This is a genomic window from Algoriphagus sp. NBT04N3 (assembly GCF_019443765.1).
Classification (GTDB): domain Bacteria; phylum Bacteroidota; class Bacteroidia; order Cytophagales; family Cyclobacteriaceae; genus Algoriphagus; species Algoriphagus ornithinivorans.
Window position 1 is genome coordinate 1218235 of the sequence record NZ_CP048415.1, and the last position, 19224, is coordinate 1237458.

Consider the following 19224-nt stretch of genomic DNA (forward strand, 5'->3'; position numbering starts at 1 on the left):
TAAAATTTTTCTTAGGTGCTGTAGTATTATCATTTGAATTTCTTGGCATCTTTTGTCTTTTGCAGAGACATAAATTCTACTCCTTGCAAGCAAGCTTGCCTGATGATAAATGGCTTTAGAATAGTTTTCATTCACGCTCAATTATCTCCAGCATTCCAATAAGCCATTCGCTCCAGTGTATTGACTTCGATGGAGTAAAACCCAAACTCTTCTACCACCTTGCCCTGAATCTTATAGATTGCCCGACCTTTGAAAGGATATTTTTTGACCACAGGAGGAAAGTGCACGGTATCAATCCAGTCTCCGTCCCGATCCAGAAAAGTCCCAAAATTCATTACCTCTCCCTTGATCGTTCGGGTATATTTTACCGTGACCAAATAGCCCAAGATTGTCACCTGCTTGCCCAGATACTGTGTCATTTCCCGGGCTTTGATGCCTTGGATACTTTGGTCTTTGACCAGATGAAAAGGGGAGTCCAGCGGAAACTCCAGAATATCGATCTGATCCAATATTTCCTGCCGGATATCTGTTTCGTCCAGATCGGGTACTTGAGGAGGCTTTTTTCCGAAACTGATTTCTGCTGAAGGTGAGCGAAAGAGCTCATTGGTGCTCACGACCGATTTTCGTTTGTTTTGCAGGAAATGAGCTTCCCATAGGAGTTCTTGCTTGGTTTTTCCCGTAAAACGAAAACAGGTCATCCGGATCAAAATCAGAAGTTGTTCCAAGCCGATTTCTACTCTTGCAACAAAGTCTGCCAAGCCCAGGAAAGCACCATTCCTTCTGCGTTCAGTCAGTAGTTTTTCTACGGTGGCCTTTTCCAGATATTTCATATGAATAAATCCCAGAAATACCGTCTTGCCATTGATACGGGTTAGGTATTCGCTTTCGTTGAGATGGGGAGCTTGAATCTCCGCTCCATTCATCCGCAGTTCGTGTACATAGAATTCGGTATGGTAAAAGCCCCCAAAATTATTGATTACGCCTACCATAAACTCCAGCGGGAAATAGGCTTTCAGATACAGGCTTTGATAGCTTTCCACTGCAAAAGAGGCCGAGTGCCCCTTTGCAAAGGAATAACCTGCGAAGCTTTCGATCTGATGCCAAACTTCCTTTGCTACCGAATCTTCTCTTCCCAGTTTTTTACAATTGGCAAAAAACTGATCCTTTACCCGCTGAAATTCATCTTTTGAGCGGGATTTTCCACTCATGCCCCGCCTCAGTACGTCCGCTTCTGCCAAACTCAGTCCAGCAAAGTAGTGGGCTACTTTGATCACATCTTCCTGATAGACCATAATGCCATAGGTTTCCGGCATGATGTCCCACATGACAGGGTGCGCCTGCTTTCTCCGCTCTTCGCTGATGTGTCGGAGAATATATTCCCGCATCATTCCCGAGCGGGCTACTCCTGGGCGGATAATAGAGCTGGCAGCTACTAGTTCCAGGTAAGTATCCGCTTTCATCTTGGCTAAAAGCATGCGCATGGCGGGCGACTCCACATAGAAAGCTCCTATGGTATGCCCGGTTTTCAGGTGTTCCTTGATTTTCGGATCCTTTTTAAACTTCTCCACCTGCCTGATATCCACTTTAATTCCCTGATTTTGGTAAATAATCTCCAAGGCAGACTTGATATGACCCAAGCCCCTTTGGCTCAGAATATCAAACTTGTGCAGTCCAATATCCTCGGCAATGTGCATATCGATATGTGCGAGTGGAAAGCCCTTAGGAGGCATGTCTGTGGCGGTGTAGTAATGGATGGGTTTGTGAGAAATCAGAATCCCGCAGGCATGAATAGTCAGATGGGAGGGCATGTCATGCAGAACTTTGGAATACTTGATGATCAACCTGCCAAACTGATCCGCCTCATAGCCGGGTTTGTCTGCATGGTGGATTAGTGATTCGATGTCAGTTTTTGGAAGTCCAAAGACTTTTCCCAATTCCCTCAACATGGAATTGTACTGAAAGGTACTGTAGGAGCCCAGAAGCGCCACATGCTCGTGCTTGCCCTGATTGTATTTGCGAAAGATGTAATCGGTGACTTCATCCCGGTCTGTCCAACTGAAATCAATGTCAAAGTCGGGAGGATTTTCCCGGTAGAGATTGATAAAGCGCTCAAAGTACAGGTCCAATTCAATAGGGTCCACATCCGTGATGCCTAAGCAATAAGCCACGATGCTGTTGGCTCCTGATCCACGACCCACATGATAGAAGTTGCGCTGCTGCGCAAAAGTGATAATATCGTAATTGATCAGGAAATAGGATACAAAGCCCTTTTGCTGTATGAGTTCCAGTTCCTTTTCTATCCGCTGACTGATCTGTGGTCCGAGTTCAGGGTAGCGTCGGATAGCACCTTTGAAAGTTTCTTGTCGCAGAAAATCAAAGTCCTCCCAGTCCGAGCCTAGAATATCCCGTTTGTTTTTGACAGCCTGAAAGTAAAAGGAGAACTGGCATTGTTCGAGCAGTTTCTGAGCGTTGACTAGCAGATAGCTGTGATTTTCACAACGTGAGATGAGATCGGCATAAGAATAAAACTGATCACTGGGATCCGCTTGCTCCTCTTGGGAGAGTTTGCTAAGCAGGGTATTCAGATCCATGCTGCGCAAAAGGCGGTGTGCGTTAAACTCCAGTTTGGAGCTGAAGGTCGCCGGCTGGAGCAGTACCAGTTTTTCTTTTTTGCGGTACCAGGGAGAGGTGAGGAGTTTGTTGAGCTGCCCGGGGTGCACGCCGATGAATTCATTTTCCCTCAGGGGAAAAGCCTTCTCAGAAAACGGATAGATGATAAAGCTATGCTCAAATTCGGGAGCTCTGGACTTGAATTCCCGCTTGTGTATCAAGTGCTCGGAAAGATGCTCGTTCAGTTCAAAAAAGCCTTCCTGATTTCGCGCTAGGCCAATGTATTGTTGCTGAACTCCGTTGCGGAAGTCGATTCCTACGACAGGATGAATTCCTGACTGTTGGGCTGCCCGGATAAAAGGGAATATACCAGCGGTACAATTGATGTCTGTCAGTGCCAGGGCATCAAGCTTTTTGCCCTTCGCCTCAGCGATCAGCGCTTCCACAGACATCGTCCCGTATTTGAAGCTGAAGTGAGAATGGCAGTTAAGGAACATTTTTGATTCGAGAATTAGTGTGATAACCTTTGAGGTCTTTAAGACCTCGAAGGTTTGTGAATGGGACTCTGGAAACCTTTGAAGTTTTAATACCTCGAAGGTTTGTGAATGGGGCTCTAGCAACCTTTGAAGTTTTTAAAACCCCTAAAGCTTTGGATAAACTTCATGAGAATGCTTAGCGAAATGTGCTCGCAGTCCAGCGTCTCCAGACGGTGGATTTGTAGCAATATTGCTACTGGAGAAGCAGCATAACGGACACTTTTTATAAGCTGATTCCAGTGAGCTAAATGTTAATATTATTAACATTTATATGTTTATAATGTAAACAAAAAGTATTCTTCCTGTCAAGTATTTTGATAGGTTTTGAAAGAAAATGTCAGAAAAGTAAATTTTGGATTTAGCCTATTTTGATCCCGTACTTCTCCAATAATCCGGGAAGGCCATCCAGGTCGAATCGTGCTCCTTTGATTTTATTGATTTCAGGATCAAGACGGAGATTCTGGGTGTTTCGGAAATCAACTTTCTCCAAGACAGTCTGATCAAATACTGTCCCGGATAAGTCAGAGCCTTGAAAATTTGCCTCAGTCAGATTGCATTGGCTGAAGTCAACCTCAGTCAGTTTACAATTTTGAAAAACTGATTTCTTGAGCTGAAGATTGAAAAAGTTGCTGTAATCCAGCTGACAGTTTTGGAAATCGAATTCCAATAAAAATGGGTTGGCTGTATTGAAATGCACGCCCAGCACTTTACAGTTTTCAAATTTGACCTGCTGAAAGGCTACTTTGAATACCTTGGTATTGCTCCAATCACAGGATTTGAAAACACAATTCTCAAAAGTACTTCCATGAAAGTTGAAATTGGAGAAATTGCAGTTCTCGAAGCTGCAAGAATCATATTCACCAATTTCAAACTCAGATTGATTTAGGTTTTTAAACTTTTGATCGGAAAAGTAAGCCATGATTAATTCCGGATTAAAGGCCTGCCAAATCCCATTTTGCAATGGTGTCTTGAATCAATCTCAGCACTTTATCATTGACTTTCCGGAAGTATTCGTCAGCTTGCTTTTGATCAAAATTAGGATATCCTTGACCTTCCTGATATAGTCCAATCGAAGAGGGGAATGGAACCGCAGACCAGGCTTTATTTTGAGGATAAGCGGTAGCCTGGTTGGGATTGTATCGTTCTTTGTGAACTAGACTTGGATCAATCGCCTGAATATAGGCTGTCTCATTCAAACCTGCATGACCGCCATCTTCCTTAAAAACTTCCATTGTCACGTCCGAAGCATAGGTCCACCAATTGATTACCAAAGTTCGAACCCCCAATTCATTGGAAACTTTTTCGGCTACCTCTTGAAGAACAGCAGTCTGACCTCCACCATGACCATTGAGAATAATGATGTTTTTAAAACCATTTCTGGCCAGTCCTTTCAAAATATCCCGGATAAAAGGGGCATAGGCTTCTTCCGAGATCTGGAATGCACCGGGATAATTGGCCATGGAACCTGTGATTCCATAATTTAGCGTAGGAGCGATGAGCGCATTTAGTTTGTCTGCCAAGTCTTTGGCCATGGCAAAGGGAGCGGTATTATCAGCTCCGTTATTGATAACGCCATGAGGTTCTAAAGTGCCAGTAGGTAGGAGGACTGTGTTGATTTTTTCAGGAACAAACTCTGCAAATTCCATCCAATTAATCCTATCCATTTCTCTGGAGCTAGGACTTTGTGCATAAGCAAATAAGGTGCAGCTGGAAATGGCGAGCAGAGTTATGATTAGTTTTTTCATTAGTAATTGCTATTTCAGGAGGTTAATTGGTTTGAAGGGGTTTCTCTTTTGATTTTTTCAAAACTCAAAATGATTTCAGTTCCTTTTCCTACCTCACTTTTAATCTCGAAAATTCCTTGATTTTTATCCATAAACTGTTTCACCAACTGAAGTCCCAAACCTGTACCCTTCTCCTTAAGAGTTCCGTCTGTTGATTTTACTCGTACTTGCTGGGATTGAATTTCAGCTAATTTTTCGGCATCGATTCCTATACCGAAGTCCTTTATGTGGAGTTTTTGATAAGTTTCCTCTTCATCTGACAGCCAAACTTTGATTTGACTATTAGGTTCCGAAAACTTGATTGCATTATGAAGACAGTTTTGAAAAATTATACTGATCTGCTGAGGGTCCACCAAAACCGTTTCCGGACTTTTCAAGCCTGAAGAATCAATTTGAATATTCTTACTACTGGTTTGGTATTCCATATGTCCTATTTGATCTTGAAGCATAGGAGCCAACTGAGTCTCTACTCGATGTGTGCTGTGTAAGCTATGATAAAGATGAGGGCAGGCCCCTCGGTGAGGGTTGTTTAGGAACACTCACCAAACCACTTCTATGATGCATCTGCGGTAACAATGATGTGTGAAGCGATAGAAGAAAAGGCTGTTTAAATGGTCAGGTAAGGATAGAAGAGATGAGCGAAAGCGAACCTTCCGATGAAGTGACGAAAAGACCAGTCGTTGTCAAAATCCGGTTTATATCGAGAGGCCGGAGATAAGTATAGAAGGTGCCTAATTTACTGTCTATACGGCAACCGTCATAAAGGGGGCATGACTTCTATTCAGGCTTTATTGTGGAATCGCAGGAAGCCTATATGCTATGCCAAAAGGAAAACACAAGCAGGCAATACCTGTGAGTTGATTACTGATGAGTATATAGGTGACGGATGAAGTCGTAGTAGTGATGAAACTCCTGTAATGGGAGCGGAGCGAAGGGCTTCAATTATGCAGTTTTAATTTAAGAACAACTTAACTAGTTAAGGATGATTTTTAAAGAACAGACAAAGTCGGTACCAATTACCAAAGAGATGGTTTGGGAATCCTACAAGAAGGTAAAAAGTAATGGAGGTAGTGCAGGGATTGACCAGCAGAGCCTGTCGGAATTTGACAGGGTACGTTCCAAAGAACTGTACAAACTCTGGAACAGACTGGCTTCTGGAAGTTACTTTGCACCAGCGATAAAGCGGGTAACAATACCCAAGGCAGGGGGTAAGACCCGTCCTTTGGGAATTCCCACTGTAAGCGACAGGATTGCCCAACAGGTAGTAAAGACGTACCTAGAACCAAGGCTGGAATCAGTATTTGTGGACAATTCCTACGGATACCGCCCGAACAAAAATGCGCACACAGCAATCCAAAGCGTACAACAGAATGTACGTCGATACAGCTGGGTTATAGATTTGGATATACAGGAGTTCTTCGAAAATGTGAACCATGAGCTTTTGTTGAAAGCTTTGGAAAGACACGTTTCAGAGAAATGGGTATTGCTGTACATCAAAAGGTGGCTGGAAGCACCAGTCATACTTGAGGATGGTGCGGTCAAAGTATCCACGGGAAAAGGTACTCCTCAGGGAGGGGTAATCAGCCCGCTTCTTGCCAATCTTTACATGCATTATTGTGTTGATAAATGGCTGGAGAAATTCCATCCATCCGTAATCATGGTTCGGTATGCTGATGACCTTATTATCCATTGCAGTAGCTATCAGGAAGCTGTCAGAACACTTACAGATTTGAAGGATCGTTTAGAAAAATGCGGCTTGAGAGCCCATCCCGAAAAGACGAAAATTGTTTACTGTAAGAAGGAAGGCAGAAATCTGAATGATTACCCTGTACAGTTTGACTTTCTGGGCTTTAGTTTTCAGCCCATGAGAAACAGATTAAGAAATGGGGGAAGCTTTCTGCAATTTGATTGTAAGATGAGCCGAAAGTCCAAAGTGCGCATCAACGGAGAACTCCGAAAGCTCAATTTCCATAACAAAACCCAAAGGGGTATTCAGGATCTGGCCATATTGCTAAATCCAAAGATACGAGGGTGGGTTCAATACTATGGGAAGATAAGCCGAAGAAGTCTAAAACCGGTGTTCTATTATCTGCACCATCGATTGATCAGGTGGATTCTGAACAAGTACAAGAGCTTTAAAGGAAGCAAGGTCAAAGCAGTGAAATGGCTTAGACAAGTTACGGTCTCTTATCCAAACCTGTTCTACCATTGGGAACTGGGATACAAGTTAGTCTAACTTGATAGACTATAAACCGACTGCATAATAAGAGCCGTATGAATCGAGAGGTTCACGTACGGTTCTGTGAGAGGTTTAGGGGTGGAATTCCCCTTTACCTACTCGACTAGTCAAAATACCATCCAATTGAGCATGTGACCAGCGAAGAAGTTTGCTAAGCATTTCGTCTGTTTCAGTTACTTGTCGAATCAGCATTTTTCTTACTTTTTGTGATTCTGATTCGCTTAAGAAACCTTTCTCTTCAATTTCCAAAAGCTGCTTTACAGAATTGATAGGAGATTTTAAATCATGGGAGAGGATTGAAAAGAGTTTGTTTTTCTCCTCATTGACGGCTTCCAATTTTTGATTTTGATTTTCTATTTCAGATTGCTTGGCTTCTAACTGGGAATTGATCTCTTCTTTCTGTTGCAGGAGTCTTGCATATAATAGAAATCCAATAATTGTTACAATTAGAGAAATGATCAAAGTTATGGTCAATTTCCTGTTGAATGCCGCCTCTTGTTCGGCAATCTCTTTTTCTCTCAGTAAACTCAAATTGTCGGCAGCTGTAAGCTGTAATTGTAAGTAACTGATTTCGGAGTTTTTATTTTCACTGTATAGACTATCCGAATAGGCTTTATTGAGTTTAGTGTATCTCAAAGCATTTCCGTAGTCGCCTAGATTTTCATAGGCTTTTGCTATTACCTTGGTAGCCCTTTCTTTGTCCCAAAATGCCTTGGCTTTTTCAGCAAGTTGCTCTGCAATAAGTCCATATTGCAAGGCTTTACTGGGGTTTTCTCGAACCAGGTAGATTTCTGCCATTCCGGTATTCGCAAATGTTTTCTCCCAAGTAGTAACCTCAGGTTTGATATTCAATACCCTTGTATAGAACTCTTCTGCTTTTGTCAGATTATTTAATTCAAAATTTAACTTGGCAAAGCGGTTTAAAGCCATTGCATACAATGGTTTTTCTTTGAATTTTTCCAACAAGTTTAATGCAGTTGTCAAGGATTCATCAGCTTTTTGGTATTGCTTTAGCTCCATCTCCGCTATGCTTTTATTGAAATTGCTCTTACCTAGACCATAATCATCCGCCAATTCCCGGTTTAGTGGAATACATCGTTCCCAGATTTCAATGGCTCTGGCATAATCGTGCTGACTCAGGTAGATAAGTCCGCGTCCATTTAAAGCATAGGCCAATTCTTTTTTGTCGGGGTATCTGTTGAAAATATCATTTGCTTTAGAAAAATTTCGCATGGACTCTGCATAATTTCCCCTGACATAATGTAATGATCCCAGCATATTGGCGACTCGACCCATGTCTTTCTCATTCTGAGACTCTAAAGCTAAAGTTTCGGCTTGCTGAAGAAACATCTTTGCACTGTCCCAGTCCACATATAGGTATCTATCGCCTTGAGCAAGCAATGAGTCTATTCCCTTATTATCCTGCGCAAAGCATAAAAAGGAGTTTACTGAAAAAAATAAAACTGATACGAATCTAAAATAGGGTATCATGACTTGGTTCAAATAAGGGCTCAATGAATCATTGAATTTAAATCAAGCTTTGCAAATTAAAAATCTAAATGAATATGAATTCTTTTTAAACAAGTTTCAGTTAGAAGATGCAAGTTATTTTTTCATCCTTCAATCCAATTGTCTATCACTCTTCGTATCTATATTCAAGAATTCGAAAAATCACAAAACTCGGATTCTAATCAAAATGAAATTAAAGGGAATATTAGCTCCTAGTAAAAACATAATTTTTTGAATAGTTGAGTTGGGTAAAATGTCGCTCCGAAAGGGGCGGCATTTTTGTTTTAAAAAAAGCAGGCAATCAATTAAAGCCTGCTTTTTTATCAAATTAGTCCAAACATTTAACAGTAGGATTCCACTTCACGAATATTCCCTCCGGATTATTTTTCCAAACCCAAACATGAAGCTGGTAATTTCTGAATGGAAGAGGAGCAGGTGGAAATGCTTCTTCAAATTCTTGATTTCCAAAATATGGGATATCATCATTTTCCAAGTCCCATAAATCAGCTACAACTACAAACTCTACTCCGACAAGCCGCATTCTTCCATTGGATTGTTTTTCGTACAACAAAGCTTCAGGTTGAGTAGGGTCGTAAATTCCATCTACCAGATCTTCATTAACAAAATGGTATCCCATTCCTCCTAAAGGTATGGAAACACAATGGTCATCAGCTTCATATCCGTCATCGAAAGCTCTTTCTACCAACTGATATTTAGCTGTGGCCGCTCTTAAGTTTGCTAACATACGAAGTGTCATCGGGTCCATTCGAAGATTTTCCAAAGGGTTGGGAAAAGGACTTTCTTCCAAATATTCAAGCTGGGGATCATTCATCGGATCCACAGTTTCTATGTCATTTGGAATGCAGGAGCTTATTAGAAAAATCAGCAATAAGCATAGGGGGATCATTAAGGAATTATTTCCTTTTAAAGATTTCATAAGTGTTAGGTTTTGTTGGGAAGTAAAGAATAGATAAAAAACTCCTTGACGGAGACCGAGAGCATCCCTCAATGGGAGGTTTCAAGGTTGATAAATAAAATTAAGTAATTGAATATAAGGATATTAAATGGATTATTCTAATTTAAGGTTAGACTAAATCTCCACCGATTGAACTATCCAAAGAAATTTTAAAAAGGCTGAAAGGCTGTAATCTGGGTTGATTTAAAAGTTCAGGATGCTCAAACTCCTTAATGAATTCCATTCCTATTTTACGCATCACTTGAAGGGAGGCTTGATTGGCAGTAGTGGCATAAGAATATATTTCTATTAAGCCTAATTGCTGAGCATAGACAATGCAGGCAAGTGCTCCTTCGGAAGCAAGTCCTTGGTTCCAGTATTTTTTCGCAAGTCGCCAACCTATATCAATACAGGGAGTGAAACTTGCTTCAAAATCCTTCCTTCCCAAACCTATGGTTCCGGCCAATTCACCACTTGCCAAAAAGTCTACCGCGAAATAACAAAACCCCTCTTTTTGAAATGTTTGATTCATCTTTTGAATGCGCTTTTGGCTTTCTTCCAAAGTGAATGGTTTTTCGAAAAAATGCATGATTTCGGGATCAGAATCGATTTGAAAAATCGCGTCCAAGTCGGATTCAAACCAAGTTCGAAAACCTAATCTTTCACTTTGGAAAATGTATTTCTTCATGGATTTAATTCACTGAGCAAAGAATTAATATCAAGTCTTCTGGTGTACATAGTCAGCTCTCCGGATTCATCTTTGGGCCAAAGTTCCCGTGGTCTATCCCAATAAAGCTCTACGCCATTTTCATCAGGATCATCCAGATACAATGCTTCAGAAACCCCGTGATCTGCAGCTCCTGTCAAGGGGTAGGAATGATCTGCCAGCCTTTTGAAAAGAAGGGCTAGGTCTTTTCGGGTGGGCAAAAGGATTGCCGTATGAAACAAGCCAGGTGAATTTCTTGGGGCAGGGGGAGAGTTCTTACTTTGCCAGGTATTCAAACCTATGTGATGATGATATCCTCCCGCTGAGATAAAAGCTGCATCCTTTCCATATCTCATCATTAATTCAAAGCCTAATAGCCCACAATAAAAGTCAATCGAACGCTCAAGATCACTCACTTTCAAGTGAACATGGCCAATGCTAGTTGCAGATGGGATTTTATAGTTATCCATTTTACCAATTAGGCTTAATTCCGGGTGCAAAAGGAAAACTCAGGCTTTTGTAATATTCCAAGTCTCCTTCAGGTTGTTCAATTTCAGAAGGAAAAGGTCTATTTGCAAATGTCTGAAAATAAAGAAGACAGGCATTTCTCCACCATTCAGCCTCTTCGACTTGAACCTTCAATAGCTGATTAACATGATCAAATCGTTCCTCATCAATGACATTCTCCAATGATTGCCAAGTCTCTAGAAAACTTCTGGAGCTTTTGACTCCCTGATCATAATGTAGAGCTATTTCGGTCCAGAGTGTATTTCCGGATTTCAACTCAAAATCCCAAGGGAGATGGTGAAACCACAGCAGGTATTTCTCAGGAATTTTCTTTGGATCAGACCAGACTTTTGCGATTTCAGGAGCGTACTGATTTAAGGCATTACTCCCTGAGGAAGTTCTATCAAAACCTATCCCATCTGATCCCGCACGATGATAATAAAGGGAAGTCCAGTCAGCTCTTCCACCCTCGACCCAAGGGCCAGGACCATAGTGATGACTTCTTCCCATGATATGATGCAGGCCCAAAGGAGTCATGTAATTGACAGCGGCCTCATGAGAATTAATCATAATTCCTTGAATCTTTTCAATTCCACTCAGCTTAGGCCCAAAGGTTAATTCTGACCATTCTTTTGCTATTTTTTCAGAACTCAAATAGGGATCCCAGGCTAATCTTCCGAAGGCATACCAGTTGGACTGCCCGAAAAGATGCCCTGTCCAGTTTCTATCAGTTCCAATATTCGATACTCCAGCCATCAGGGTTAATTTTTGGTCTGTATCCGATCCGTCTATGATTTTTGCGACAGTCGATGATGACTTTGGTCTGTAGGTTTTAGATTTCAATACCTCCTCCCAAAAAGTACCCAAATAGACCAATTGAGTGGCCTGTCCCAAATACTCTTGGGTGATCTGAAATTCCATCCCGAGATTGGTATTTTTTACAGCTCCGAATAAAGGATGGAATGGCTCCCGAGGTTGGAAGTCAATTGCCCCATTTTTTACCTGAATGATCACATTTTCCTTAAATTTTCCATCCAGAGGTTCAAATTCCAAATTTGCCTGCTTGTGCCGATCCTCATCAATTTCGTGTGAGTATACAAATGCTCTCCAAATGACCAATCCTTTATATGGAGCGAGAGCATCTGCCAACATATTGGCTCCTTCTGCATGATTTCTTCCGTATTCATGAGGACCGGGCTGTCCTTCTGAATTAGCCTTAACTACAAAGCCACCAAAATCTGGTATAGCTTTATAAATCATCCCTACTTTTTCCTTCCAAAATGATGCAACTTCCGGATTTAAAGGGTCTGCTGTTTCTAATCCACCAAGCTCGATAGGGGCAGAAAATCGGGCAGTTAGATAGACCTTAATCCCATAAGGGCGAAAAATATCTGCCAAGACCTTCACTTTTTCTATGAAGTCTGGTCTTAAAATCCAAGCATTTGCATTCACATTGGTGAGCGAAACTGCATTTATTCCGATACTGGCATTTGCCCGGGCGTAATCTATGTACCGAGGATCCACGTAGCCTGGAAGCTTATGCCAATCCCAAATGGAAAAACCAGCATATCCACGTTCTACTGTTCGATCCAAATTATCCCAATGATTCAGCATTCTGATTTTCACCTTGGGACTATCTGATAATTCTGCCTTAAAATCTATCTGTTCTCTTTGGATTTCCTGGAGTAGTCTAAAAACGCCGTACAAGACACCTATTGGTTTGTTTCCAATAATGCTAAAGTAGGTCTTACCTTGAAATTCGATTGGACCCATCCAGTAACCTTCATCTCCTAAATTTTTGATTTCCATTTGTTGGTCTAAGCCTATGACCTGAGCAAGTTCTTCTCTGGTACCCAGCCACATTTTAGCCGCATTGATCCGGTCAGTTGCATAGATTGGCGATTGCCCGATCATTTTCGGAACAGCCTTTTCCAACTCAAATTGGATCGCGTTGTATGTTGGGTTTTTTCCAAAAAAGTAGATTCCACTGAATAATGATTCGGCTTCGGATCGAATAGTGGGAGTCTTGATGGAACTGTAGTCCAACCACAAATCATAGCCGTCCTTGGCCTGAACGGATTGGATGCAGAAGAAAAAAAGAAAAGCGTATAATAGGTTTTTCATAGGTTTATTGGTTGACGATTGAAGTTCTCGAAAAATCAAACTTTTTCCTATAGCTTTTTGATGGATGTAAGGATTCTTTAGAATGCACGACATTTTTTGTCAAAATCAATATTTCACTTCTTCAATTTCATCAAGCTTTCCTATCTTCAAACTCACTTTTTTCCGAGCTATGTCAGACAAACCTTTTATCATCTACAAATCTTCAGCAGGATCTGGGAAGACCTATACGCTTACACTAGAGTATCTCAAGTTGGCACTAAGGCAGCCTCAAACGGCCTTTAAACAGATTTTGGCAGTGACTTTTACCAATAAGGCCACGCAGGAGATGAAGGAGAGGATTTTGGATGTGCTGTCAAGATTGTCTCAGCAGGTGGATGAGGCGGAGTTTATGGATCAGGAATTAATGAAATTTCTGCAAGTGGATGCTGAAGGTTTGAAGCATAAGGCGAAGGCTACACTGACAGCTATTTTGCACGATTACAGTCATTTTTCAGTCAGCACGATTGATAGTTTTTTTCAAAAAGTAGTTCGTGCATTTGCCCGTGAGATTGATCTCAATGCGAAGTTTGAGGTAGAATTAGATCAGGATGGAGTTCTCGAGAGGGTAGTAGATAGAGTTGTCATGCAGGTGATGGATGATGAATTCCTACATAAATGGTTGGTTGATTACGCCACTGAGCAGATACAGAATGGGAAAACCTGGGATATTCGGAGAAATATTCAGGGCTTGGGGAAACAGATTTTTCAGGAGAATTTCAAACAACATGCAGGCGAAATCAAGTCCTTTTTGAGTGAGAAAGAAAATGTCGATCAACTCCAAAAACTGGTTAAGAGTCGAAGAGATGGTCTTATCAAAATTGGTAAAGATTTAAAACAGCAAGCCAATGAAATAAGAATCGCTAATGGCTTGGAGTGGACAGATTTTAGTGGTAGTTCCAATTCTTTTGCAAAGAAGTTTGATCAACTCGGTGATAGAAACAAGGTCGTTCCAGATATCACAAAGACAATGGTGGAGGCCATTGATAATCCTGAAAGATGGTATGCTAAATCAAGTAAAAAAATCAATGAAATTGAAAGTGCTTTTCAGTCAGGTCTAAATGATATTCTGCGGCAATTTGAACCCTTGCTTTTCCAATGGAATACCATCAGCGCTATTTCTAGAAATATTTACGTTTATGGAGTTTTTAGGAATCTGTTGGATGATTTATCCCTGATCAAATCCGAAGAAAACATGCTTTTGATTTCGGATGCCAATGAGTTTCTCAAAGAAATCACCTATGAAAATGACGCCCCATTTATCTATGAAAAAGTAGGGAATCAATACCAACATTTTCTGATAGATGAGTTTCAAGACACTTCGGGTTTTCAGTGGGCTAGTTTCAAGCCTCTACTCGAAAACTCTATTTCTTTTGGTTATCGAAATCTTTTGGTAGGGGACGTTAAGCAGTCTATTTATCGTTGGCGTGGAGGAGAAATGAAACTCCTCCTTGAAAGAGTGGAAGAGGAGATAGGTGCTCATTTGATTAAAACAGAGAATTTGGATACCAATTATAGGAGCTTGCCTCGTATCATTGAATTTAACAATGCATTGTTTGAAACGCTCCCAACTTCTTTTGAGCGGGTGCTTTCTAACACTTATGGGGTGGATGATCCAAGTATATTGTCCAAAGCCTATGCCGATGTAAAGCAAAAAGTATCCTCGAAAAAAAAGCAATCTAATTTCCAAGGGATGGTGCGGATGGAATTTTTGGAAGAGGATAAGGAGCTGGAAGAGGATGGTAAATTTGATAAACAGGTCCTTGAAAAAATTCCGGAGCAGGTCAGGAAACTCCAGGATTTGGGCTATCAGTTGAAGGATATCGCTTTTTTGGTTAGAACCAAGTCAGAAGGTGAGCTGATAGCGGATTGCCTCATGCTAGAACCTGCCAGCGATCAATACCGATACGATGTGCTTTCGGATGAATCCATGTATTTGCATAAGGCAGCCTCAGTCAAAGCCCTGATCGCTGCACTTTCATACTTGTATCAACCCGATGATGAGGTGCAGTTTAAGACCATGTGGTACTATAGAGCTGTACTTTTAGATCAGAAAGTTGATCATAACCTTTTTTCCTTGGATCAGATTGATGAAGATTTTGCTAAAGAGATTAAATTATTTAAAGCGCAGGAACAGGCATTGTTGCAGCTTCCTTTGTTGGAAATGACCGAGGAGTTGATTCGCATACTTCGAATTCAAGAGACGGGATTGGAGAAGGCCTATATTTCTGGATTTCGGGAAGCGGTCTTTGATTTTATATCTAAAAATCGCTCAGATCTGGGAGCGTTTTTGGATTGGTGGCAAGACAATAAGCAAAAGCGCACGGTAAAGATCCCTGAAGGACATGATGCCATGCGAATTTTGACTATTCATAAGTCTAAAGGGCTCCAATTCAAAGTAGTTTTAATGCCATTTTTGAAATGGACCATTTTTGATACCACCAAAGACAATATCGTTTGGTCTCCCTTTAAAGATGCCGAAACGGGAATTCAGGCTGTTATTCCACTGAAGCTGCAGAGTAGCCTAGCCCAGTCTTTATTCGCTGAAACCTATGGTGAAGAGGCAATATTGGCCTATTTGGATAGCTTGAATATGATCTACGTGGCTCTCACTCGTGCAGAGGAGATCTTCTGGTCCCTATCTCCTTATAAAGGTTCTTTTAATTCTCAAAATTACCTAGAGCTCCATTTACAACAGATTTTAGAAGGCGGAATTCAAAATCTGGGAACCTTAGAGAAAGAGTCAAAGATCTTTCAATGGGGTGATTGGCCAGAATCCAATATTCCTGATCAAACGGTATTTCAAATGCCACCCTTGCGCTGGACTTATAAGAAATGGCAAGAATTATTGGAGGTCAAACAATATGCTGTAGATTTTTCCGCTGAAGGTATGGAGCAGCGGAAAAAGCGAAATTTTGGATTGCTTGTTCATGAAATTTTAGAGAAATCCAATACCCTAGCTCAGGCTAAATTAGAGCTGGAAAGTCTATATTTTGAAGGGAGGTTGAGTTCTGAAGAAAAAGAAGAAGTTCTTTCTCAGCTTCAGGCCTTGTTCGAAAATCCACTCTTTGCTTCTTGGTTTGATCCCGCTCAGATTTCATTGAATGAGCAGGGCATTCTATTGCCTGGAGGTAAACAGAAAAGACCTGATCGTATTCTCCTCCACCAAAGGGAAGCAGTGGTAGTAGATTTTAAAACGGGAGAAGAACGGGACAGCTATGGCAAGCAGGTCAAGGAATATATGGAACTCGTGAAATCACTTACCGCAAAGCCATGCAAGGGTTATTTATACTATTTAGAAACTGGAAAAATCGAAGAAGTACATGCATAATTTTTTAAGAAATACTGCTGAAAAAATCCTGAAGGAATCAGAATCTTTAAGAGAGGTAGTTGTGGTTTTACCTAACAGAAGAGCGGGATTGTTTTTTACGCAGCATATGGGAACCTTGATTGATCAGCCCACCTGGATGCCTGAAGTAAAGACGATTGAGGACGTGTTTTATGGATTTGCGGGAAAACGTCCGGCAGATGATTTAACACTGATTTTTGAATTGTACCGGGTTTACGGAGATTTGCACCCTGAGCCCGAGTCATTTGATCGCTTTTTCTTTTGGGGCGAAATGATCCTGAAAGATTTCAATGATGTGGATCAGTTTATGGCCGATCCGGATAAACTCTATCACCATTTGGCCGAAATCAAAGAGTTGGAGTCGGATTTAAGTTTTTTGACCGAAAATCAAATCGAGTTGATCCGACAATTTTGGAATTCCTTTATCAGCCAAGACAAGAAGCACCAGGAAAAATTTCTGAAATTTTGGCAAGTACTTAAACCGCTTTACCGTGCCTTTCAAGCTTCCCTCGAGGTATCTGGATTGGCTTATTCGGGTAAGCTGTACAGACAGGTGGCCATGGGCCTAAGTGAAATCCAAAAGCCTGATAAAAAGTATATCTTTTTGGGCTTTAATGCTTTTACCAAAACGGAAGAACTCCTGATTAAACATTTTATCAAGGAGTTTGGCGCAGAAATCCATTGGGATGTTGATGCTTATTACACGCTTGATGGCAATCAAGAAGCTGGACTATTTTTCCGTGAGTACAGGAAAGATCCCATTTTGGGTCCCACCTTTCCCAAGGAGCTTCCGGATTTGATTCAAAGTAAGGATTCGAAAATTAAAACCTATGCCACCCCTCTAAAAGTGAATCAGGCAAATTTGGTAGGTTCATTATTGGAACAAATTCCGGATCAGGAAGCGCTGGAAGAGACAGTCGTGATTTTACCGGATGAGCAATTACTCTTTCCGGTTCTACATTCTCTACCTGAGCGCATCAATCAGGTCAACGTGACCATGGGGTATCCGGTTAAAAATGCTCCTGTCTATGCTTTTTTAGAGGCTGTTTTAGAAATGCAGCGATTCATAAAAATAGAAAATGGAGAGCCTTTCTTCTATCATCAACCTATAAAGAACTTGCTTTCGTCCACTTATTTGAAAAGTGTAAATGAGGGCTTTTGCAAAGGAGTGTTGGGAGAGATTCAGGCCATGAACAAGGTGTATATTTCCAGGACAGAACTTGGAAAGGGAGGTAAGCTTTTTGAATTAATTTTCCAAAAGCTGGAGGCTGACCAATTATTCCCTTACCTGAGCACACTGATGCAGGAATTGGCCGAATTGCTTAAAGACGACATGCTTCAGCGCAACTACCTTTTCCAATGTTTCAAGCAATTGACCCGATTGCGGGAAACCTTCGAAAAAGAGGAACAGTTTTCGGTTGATCGGGAGTTTTTTATCCGCTTGTTCCGACAGGTATTTCAGGAAGTCAAATTGCCTTTTGAGGGAGAGCCACTTCGTGGACTGCAGATCATGGGGGTATTGGAATCCCGTAACCTGGACTTCCGTCGGGTTATCATTTGTAACATGAATGAAGACAGTTTCCCACCATCGGCCGGTCTGAATTCCATGATTCCATTTTCTATCCGAAGGGCTTTTGGATTGCCTGTTCAGGAACAAAATGACGCGATTTATGCCTATACTTTCTATAGACTACTGCATGCTGCAGAAGAGGTTCATATGATTTACACGACTGCTGCAGATCAGGGTAAGGCAGGAGAAAAGAGCCGATACCTGCAGCAGATGGAGGTTGAACTTAATCAAGACCTTTCTGAGGAAGTTATTTATGTTCCCATAGACCAAAAATCGACCGACGCAATCCGGATTGAAAAGACGCCTTCCATTCTTCAGACCTTGGAACGGTATTTAGTAGGATCGGATGGACACTCGGAAACTGCCTTTTCTCCTTCTGCTTTAAATGTCTATTTGGATTGCAGACTTAAATTTTACTTGCAATACATTGCTGGAATCAAAGAAAAAGAGGAAGTGAGCGAGGAGATTGATGCCGGTGTGTTTGGAAATTTGGCTCATTACAGTTTGGAGAACTTATATTCAGGTTTTATCCAACGAAAAAAACGAACTCAAATCGAAGAAGGGGATTTCGTTGAATTACGAAAAAACTGGATTTTTCCAGCAGTTGAAAAAGCCATTCGCGATTTTTATCATCTCGAAGACGAGGCAGAAACCAAACTCAATGGTCAATTGGCCATTGCTCGGGATGTGATTCAGGGCTATGTGGATCAGGTCTTAGCATATGATGCAAGCACAGCACCTTTTCGTTTAATCTCATTAGAAAAAGAAAAAAAGTACCAAACTACGCTGCAGATCAAAACTTTGAATGGTGCTCGTCGTGTGGCTTTGAGAGGAATCATTGACCGGGTAGATGAACTTAATGGGGTGATCCGCTTGATAGACTACAAATCTGGTGGAGATCAGAAAACCTTTCCTGATCTTGATGCGCTTTTTGACCGTAGCTTAGAGAAAAGGAACAAAGCGGCCATGCAAACACTGTTTTATGGATTAATCTATCAAGGAACCCATCCTGAAAATACTGCTCCATTGAAGCCTGCAATTTTCAATTTAAAAGAGGTGTTCAATGATAATTTTGATCCCTATTTGTACCAAAAAGAAGGTCGAAAAACCGGAATAGAAGTCCTGGATTACAAAGACTACGATCCGGATTTTCAAACCAAATTAAAAGAACTGCTCGAGGAATTATACAATCCAGAAATCCCCTTTGATCAAACAGAGGTTTTGAAAAAATGTGAGTATTGTCCGTATAAGGAGATTTGTGGGAGGTGATTGAAGTATCGAGTACAAAGATTTAAGTAT

Annotated in this window: 12 protein-coding genes; 3 read left to right on the forward strand and 9 right to left on the reverse strand. The window is 41.2% G+C overall.

Annotated elements, in window-relative coordinates; all coding sequences use genetic code 11:
* Window positions 1-137 precede the first annotated feature (137 nt).
* From GYM62_RS05225 to GYM62_RS05240, 4 genes are all read right to left on the reverse strand, one after another.
* The gene (locus GYM62_RS05225) at window positions 138-3107 is read right to left on the reverse strand and encodes a DNA polymerase III subunit alpha (protein ID WP_219958609.1); all 2970 of its coding nucleotides are present in this window, start codon (window positions 3105-3107) and stop codon (window positions 138-140) included.
* A gap of 397 nt (window positions 3108-3504) precedes the next feature.
* A complete protein-coding gene (locus GYM62_RS05230) occupies window positions 3505-4065 on the reverse strand; it encodes a pentapeptide repeat-containing protein (RefSeq protein WP_219958610.1) in 561 nt (186 codons plus the stop codon).
* Window positions 4066-4078: 13 nt separating this feature from the next.
* Complete coding sequence (locus GYM62_RS05235) at window positions 4079-4891, reverse strand: creatininase family protein (protein WP_219958611.1); 813 nt, start codon at window positions 4889-4891, stop codon at window positions 4079-4081.
* A 14-nt stretch (window positions 4892-4905) separates the two neighbouring features.
* Complete coding sequence (locus tag GYM62_RS05240; RefSeq protein ID WP_219958612.1) at window positions 4906-5379, reverse strand: HAMP domain-containing sensor histidine kinase; 474 nt, start codon at window positions 5377-5379, stop codon at window positions 4906-4908.
* Between the two features lie 533 nt (window positions 5380-5912).
* Here GYM62_RS05240 and ltrA point away from each other — a divergent pair.
* Complete coding sequence (gene ltrA, locus GYM62_RS05245) at window positions 5913-7166, forward strand: group II intron reverse transcriptase/maturase (RefSeq protein ID WP_219956427.1); 1254 nt, start codon at window positions 5913-5915, stop codon at window positions 7164-7166.
* Between the two features lie 75 nt (window positions 7167-7241).
* On the opposite strand, the gene GYM62_RS05250 is transcribed toward ltrA, so the two are convergent.
* The 5 genes from GYM62_RS05250 to GYM62_RS05270 form a co-directional block, all read right to left on the reverse strand.
* Complete coding sequence (locus tag GYM62_RS05250) at window positions 7242-8660, reverse strand: tetratricopeptide repeat protein (RefSeq protein ID WP_219958613.1); 1419 nt, start codon at window positions 8658-8660, stop codon at window positions 7242-7244.
* 346 nt (window positions 8661-9006) lie between these two features.
* A complete protein-coding gene (locus GYM62_RS05255; protein WP_219958614.1) occupies window positions 9007-9615 on the reverse strand; it encodes a hypothetical protein in 609 nt (202 codons plus the stop codon).
* Between the two features lie 148 nt (window positions 9616-9763).
* Window positions 9764-10321, reverse strand: a complete 558-nt coding sequence (locus GYM62_RS05260; RefSeq protein ID WP_219958615.1) for a GNAT family N-acetyltransferase — start codon at window positions 10319-10321, stop codon at window positions 9764-9766.
* A complete protein-coding gene (locus GYM62_RS05265; protein WP_219958616.1) occupies window positions 10318-10809 on the reverse strand; it encodes a VOC family protein in 492 nt (163 codons plus the stop codon). The genes GYM62_RS05260 and GYM62_RS05265 overlap by 4 nt, the downstream gene beginning before the upstream one ends.
* A 1-nt stretch (window position 10810) precedes the next feature.
* Window positions 10811-12970, reverse strand: a complete 2160-nt coding sequence (locus GYM62_RS05270) for an alpha-glucuronidase family glycosyl hydrolase (protein ID WP_219958617.1) — start codon at window positions 12968-12970, stop codon at window positions 10811-10813.
* Window positions 12971-13139: 169 nt separating this feature from the next.
* Between GYM62_RS05270 and GYM62_RS05275 the strand changes: the two genes are divergently transcribed.
* Window positions 13140-16337 carry an exodeoxyribonuclease V subunit beta gene (locus tag GYM62_RS05275; RefSeq protein WP_219958618.1) on the forward strand — a complete coding sequence of 1066 codons (3198 nt, stop codon included), beginning with the start codon at window positions 13140-13142 and terminating at the stop codon, window positions 16335-16337.
* Window positions 16330-19194 (forward strand): PD-(D/E)XK nuclease family protein, encoded by a 2865-nt coding sequence (locus tag GYM62_RS05280; RefSeq protein ID WP_219958619.1) that lies wholly within the window; start codon window positions 16330-16332, stop codon window positions 19192-19194. The genes GYM62_RS05275 and GYM62_RS05280 overlap by 8 nt, the downstream gene beginning before the upstream one ends.
* Window positions 19195-19224 lie beyond the last annotated feature (30 nt).

Bases quoted from the DNA above. Each gene is read 5' to 3' on its own strand.
- GYM62_RS05235 (WP_219958611.1), bottom strand. From the start codon at position 4,891: ATGAAAAAACTAATCATAACTCTGCTCGCCATTTCCAGCTGCACCTTA.
- GYM62_RS05265 (WP_219958616.1), bottom strand. From the start codon at position 10,809: ATGGATAACTATAAAATCCCATCTGCAACTAGCATTGGCCATGTTCAC.
- ltrA (WP_219956427.1), top strand. From the start codon at position 5,913: ATGATTTTTAAAGAACAGACAAAGTCGGTACCAATTACCAAAGAGATG.
- GYM62_RS05270 (WP_219958617.1), bottom strand. From the start codon at position 12,970: ATGAAAAACCTATTATACGCTTTTCTTTTTTTCTTCTGCATCCAATCC.
- GYM62_RS05225 (WP_219958609.1), bottom strand. From the start codon at position 3,107: ATGTTCCTTAACTGCCATTCTCACTTCAGCTTCAAATACGGGACGATG.
- GYM62_RS05230 (WP_219958610.1), bottom strand. From the start codon at position 4,065: ATGGCTTACTTTTCCGATCAAAAGTTTAAAAACCTAAATCAATCTGAG.
- GYM62_RS05240 (WP_219958612.1), bottom strand. From the start codon at position 5,379: ATGCTTCAAGATCAAATAGGACATATGGAATACCAAACCAGTAGTAAG.
- GYM62_RS05260 (WP_219958615.1), bottom strand. From the start codon at position 10,321: ATGAAGAAATACATTTTCCAAAGTGAAAGATTAGGTTTTCGAACTTGG.
- GYM62_RS05255 (WP_219958614.1), bottom strand. From the start codon at position 9,615: ATGAAATCTTTAAAAGGAAATAATTCCTTAATGATCCCCCTATGCTTA.
- GYM62_RS05250 (WP_219958613.1), bottom strand. From the start codon at position 8,660: ATGATACCCTATTTTAGATTCGTATCAGTTTTATTTTTTTCAGTAAAC.
- GYM62_RS05280 (WP_219958619.1), top strand. From the start codon at position 16,330: ATGCATAATTTTTTAAGAAATACTGCTGAAAAAATCCTGAAGGAATCA.
- GYM62_RS05275 (WP_219958618.1), top strand. From the start codon at position 13,140: ATGTCAGACAAACCTTTTATCATCTACAAATCTTCAGCAGGATCTGGG.